Below are 4,213 nucleotides of genomic sequence, written 5' to 3'. Positions count from 1 at the left end.
GACCGAGGGTGATCGTCCCCGGCTTCAAGGACGCCCAGCCGCTTCTCGGCGACCTGGCCGACGGCCTCGGCCATCTCGACCTGGGCGCACCGGAGTTCGGTGACCGGGCGGCGGTGCTGGCCGCGCTGGCGGCCCGTATCAAGGAAGCCGCCCCGGGGGAGTGGGTCCGCGCCGACCGCTACGACGAGACCCGCACCACGCCCGGCGCGCTCACCCGCGGCGAGCTGGACTCCCTGGGCGGCGCCGCTCCCGTCCTGGTGACGCATGTCTCGGACCACAGCGCCGTACTGACCTCCCCGGCCCTGCGGCCGGCCGGGCTCGCCCCCGAGCGGGTCCCGGACGGCCGGGTGCACGGACCGGAGCTGTTCCGGCTGCTGTGGAGCGACGAGGCGATCGTGGACAAGCCGTCCACGGACGGCTGGATCGCGGGTGTCGAGCGGCTCGCCGCGCGCTATCACACGGCAGGCATCACCTTGGTGGGCGACGCACTGGTCTCCCCCGGGCAGCTCGGCCGCTACCAGGAGGCCCGCCGCCGGGGAAAGCTGACGGTCCGGGTGAACGCGCTCATCGGAGTCGGTGCGGGCCGCCTGCCCGCGCCCCGGGCTGGTCCATCGCATCGAGCACTGCACGGTCCTCGGCCCCGGCCTGGCGGCCCGGATCAAGGCGGCGGGACTGGCCGCGGTCCCCTTCGGCTCGTACCTCACCGCTCATGGCACCAAGCTGCTCCAGTGGTACGGGCCCGAGCGGCTGCACCGGATGTTCCCGCACCGGACACTGCTGGACCACGCCATCCCGGTGGCCGGTGCCTCCGACCACAGCGCGGCACCGTATGAACCGCTGATCGCGCTGCGGGACAGGTCACCCGTACCTCTCCCGACGGGGTGGTACTCGGCGGCAGCCAGCGGATCACGGCGGCGGAGGCGCTGTGGATCCAGAAGGCCGGCTCGGCGACGGTCGCGGGGGAAGCCTCGCTCAAGGGCAGCCTGACTCCCGGACGGCTGGCGGATTTCGTCGTGCTGGAGGACGATCCGCTCACGGCGGCCCCGGGCGCACTGGCGGAGATCGGGGTACGGGAGACGGCGGTCGGCGGGTCACCCGCTGGACGGACGGCCGCCGCTGACCGACAGCCGAGACAGCACACCACCCGGCCGGGAGCCGGGTGGTGACCACCCCACCGCCGGACGGGGAAGACCCGATGACCGGCAGTCCCTGCCACCGGACAGGGGGCGGCCGATGACCGGCAGCCTCCACCGCCGAACAGGAAGCGAGCGATGACCAGCAGTCCCCACCGCCGGACGAGGAACACCCGATGACCGGCCGACCGCTGCCGCTGGACGACGAGGCCCGCGCCGAACTGGACGCGCTGCGCACGGGCCTGGCCGGGTTGCCTGGCCCTGGCCCTGGCCCTGGCCCCGTCCCCGGCCCCGGCGTGCCCCGGGCGCCGGCCCGCCCCCGCCCGGCGCTGCCCGCGCTGCCCGGGATCCACCCGGGGCCCGCCGGGCCCGCCGTCGACCCCGTGCGGGCCGAGCGGCTGGACGCCCGGCTCGGCGCGCTGACGTGGACCGACTGGGACGCGGACTTCGCCCCGAACGGCCCGTTGTCCGGGCCGGCCGTCGGCATCAAGGAGAACTTCGATGTCCACGGCCGCCCGACCCGGGCCGGGCGTGCCGCCGTGCCCCCGCCCGCCGACCGGGACGCGGCGGCCGTGGCCCTGTTGCGGGCCGCCGGTGCGCGCCTGGTGGCGGGGTGCGCGATGACCGAACTCGCCGTCTGTCTGGACGGCAATCCGCACCGTCCCGAGACCCGTAACCCGGTGGACGACACCCGTATCGCCGGGGGCTCCTCATCCGGTTCCGCCGTCGCCGTCGCCGTCGCCGCCGGATTCGTGGCGGCGGCCCTCGGCAGTGACACCGGCGGTTCCGTGCGGATCCCGGCGGCGCTGTGCGGGGCCGTCGGATTCAAACCGACCTACGATCTGCTGCCCCGCGAAGGCTGTGTGCCGCTGTCCCCCTCGCTCGACCACGTCGGTGTCATCACCCCGGACACGGCCACGGCCCTGGCGGCCTTCCTCGCGATGACCGGCCCTGACTCCTGCCCCGTTCCCGCGCCGCTACGGCGCCGGATCCGGGTCGGCTGGCCCGTCGACTGAACCGCCGCGGCCGACCCCTCGGTCAGCGCGGTCTGCCGGGCCGCGCTCGCCGCACTGCCCGACTCGATCGACGTCGTACCCCTGGAGCTGCCGCTGACCACCCGCACCTCGGTGATCACCAATGTGGCCGTACTCGCCGCGGAGTCGGCGACCGCGCTACCGCCCGCTGTCACGGACGGCTCCACCGATCCGCGCGCGCTCGCCCTCATCTCGGCCGGTGCACATCTGACGGAGGACGAAGTACGCAACGCCCATCAGCAGCGGCTGCGGATCGCGAGTGAACTGCACATCGCGCTCCGCTCCGTCGATGTGATCGCCACGCCGACCGTCGCCGTCACCGCGCCGACCATCGGCACCTCCGGCATTCCGCTGTCCGATGGGCGCACCCCGCGCCGGCCCGACATCGGCGACCACTTCACCGCCGCCGCCAACAGCACCGGCTTCCCCGCCGTGTCGCTGCCCGTGGCGCCGGTGGACGGCCTGCCCGTCGGTCTCCAGCTCATCGCCGGTCCCTACGAGGACGGCTGGCTGCTGCGGCTCGCGGCGCTGCTGGAAACTGTCGCGGCGGCCTGAACAACTCGGCTCCGGCCCGTTCGGGTTCGCCCTTGCGGGCCGGGAGATGCCGGCGGGGACGGTCGACCTGCGTTACCCGGTGATCGCCTGTATCTCCCGCTCGATGATTTCCCACAGCGGCACGCCGTCGCAGTTGCCGAGGACGACGCCGACCCAGCCGGTGTCCGGGTAGATGTTCCAGCTGGCGCCGACGCCGGGGTCGCCGCCGGCGCGTCCCCATACCCACTGGCCGTTGACGAGGCTGACCGGCAGCGTGTAGGCGCCGAACGACGCGTCGGCTGGGGCTGCCCGGCCGTTCCGCAGGCCGCCTCCCTGGGGGGCGTGGGGGATCTTGGCCCCGGTGAACAGCTCGGCGTAGTGCCGGTCCAGCACCGTGCCGTCGCGGAGCGCGTGCGCGAACCGGACCAGATCCGGCGCGGTGGCGAAGCCGCCGTCCCCGGGGGCGTCGATGAAGTTGCGGCCCGGGTTTCTGCCCGGCTGGTGCGGGCTCGGGCTGCCCTGGTCCAGATTGCGGACGGCGTCCACCAGGCTGCCGTCGGCCAGTTGCATATACGGGTGCGCGATGCGCTCGTCGGTGAGCCACTGCGGCCTGGTGTAGAACCCCGTGCCGGTCATGCCGCAGCGTCCGAAGATGTGTTCCTGGACGTAGTCCCAGTACGGTGTGCCGGTCACGGCCTCCACGATCAGCGCGGGGATGGCGACCTCGGCACCGGCGTGGTCGGTGGGCGTACCGGGGGCGGCGACCAGCTTCGCCCGCCGGGCCCACCGCTCGTTGTACTCGCGCACCTCCTCCCGGCTCCGGAAGACGCGCTGCACATCCACCTCCGGGTTGCTCAGCCCCGAGGTGCCGGACAGCAGATGGTGGATGGTCACCTGCCCGGCGATCTCCTGGGCGAAGCCCTTCAGATACGTGCCCACCGTGTCCCACAGCTTCAACCTGCCCCGCTGCGCCAACTGCAGGATGGCCACCGCGCCGAACGGCTTGCCCGCCGAGCTGAGGGAGAACGCGGTGTCCTCGTGGTTGCGTACCTCCTCCTCCCTGTCGGCCATGCCGTAGCTGCGCGACAGCACCGTCCGGCCCCGGTGCGACAGCAGCACCACACCGGAGAACCTGTCCTCGGCGGCGAGTCTCGCCACGTACCGGTCGTAGGCCCCGCCGGGACGGGTGTCCGGCGGGATCGCGCGGGAGTCGGCTGGGGCCGGGGCGGCGTGACCGGGGCGGGCGTTCACCAACTGCGCGCCGGCCGCCGCCACACCGCCGGCCGCCAGCCCGCCCCACCCGAGCAGCCGCCGCCGGTCGATACCACCTACGGAGTCCGAGTCCATGCATACCGTCCTTCGTGATCGACGAACCGACCACTGATGCGCGGTGGTCGATACCTCCACTGAAGACGGTGGAGTGTTGCGGTGGTGTATGCGCTTCTCGATACGCCCGCGATACACCCCGGGCCCAGCCGAGGGATACCGCCGTACGCGGCCGGGCCTCCGAGC

General features: G+C 73.7%; 3 protein-coding genes and 3 pseudogenes. 5 read left to right on the top strand and 1 reads right to left on the bottom strand.

Annotation, left to right across the window (positions count from 1 at the left end; genetic code table 11):
• Positions 1-8: 8 nt before the first annotated feature.
• From ACWF94_RS34935 to ACWF94_RS34915, 5 genes and pseudogenes are all read left to right on the top strand, one after another.
• Positions 9-509: pseudogene (locus tag ACWF94_RS34935) on the top strand (amidohydrolase family protein); the annotation flags it as partial.
• A gap of 67 nt (positions 510-576) precedes the next feature.
• Positions 577-780: pseudogene (locus tag ACWF94_RS34930) on the top strand (hypothetical protein); the annotation flags it as partial.
• A gap of 83 nt (positions 781-863) precedes the next feature.
• Positions 864-1,166: pseudogene (locus ACWF94_RS34925) on the top strand (amidohydrolase family protein); the annotation flags it as partial.
• Positions 1,167-1,309: 143 nt separating this feature from the next.
• Entirely contained in the window at positions 1,310-2,149 is an 840-nt protein-coding gene (locus ACWF94_RS34920) for an amidase family protein (RefSeq protein ID WP_453498041.1), read from the top strand.
• Between the two features lie 111 nt (positions 2,150-2,260).
• Positions 2,261-2,722 (top strand): amidase family protein, encoded by a 462-nt coding sequence (locus tag ACWF94_RS34915; protein WP_453498038.1) that lies wholly within the window; start codon positions 2,261-2,263, stop codon positions 2,720-2,722.
• A 72-nt stretch (positions 2,723-2,794) separates the two neighbouring features.
• Here the strand turns inward: ACWF94_RS34915 and ACWF94_RS34910 are convergent, their stop codons facing one another.
• Positions 2,795-4,048, bottom strand: a complete 1,254-nt coding sequence (locus ACWF94_RS34910; RefSeq protein ID WP_453498035.1) for a serine hydrolase domain-containing protein — start codon at positions 4,046-4,048, stop codon at positions 2,795-2,797.
• Between the last annotated feature and the right edge of the window lie 165 nt (positions 4,049-4,213).

The sequence above is a fragment of the Streptomyces sp. NPDC055078 genome (assembly GCF_053607985.1).
Note: the sequence above shows the minus strand (reverse complement) of the source record. Positions and strands in the feature narration are given on the sequence as shown.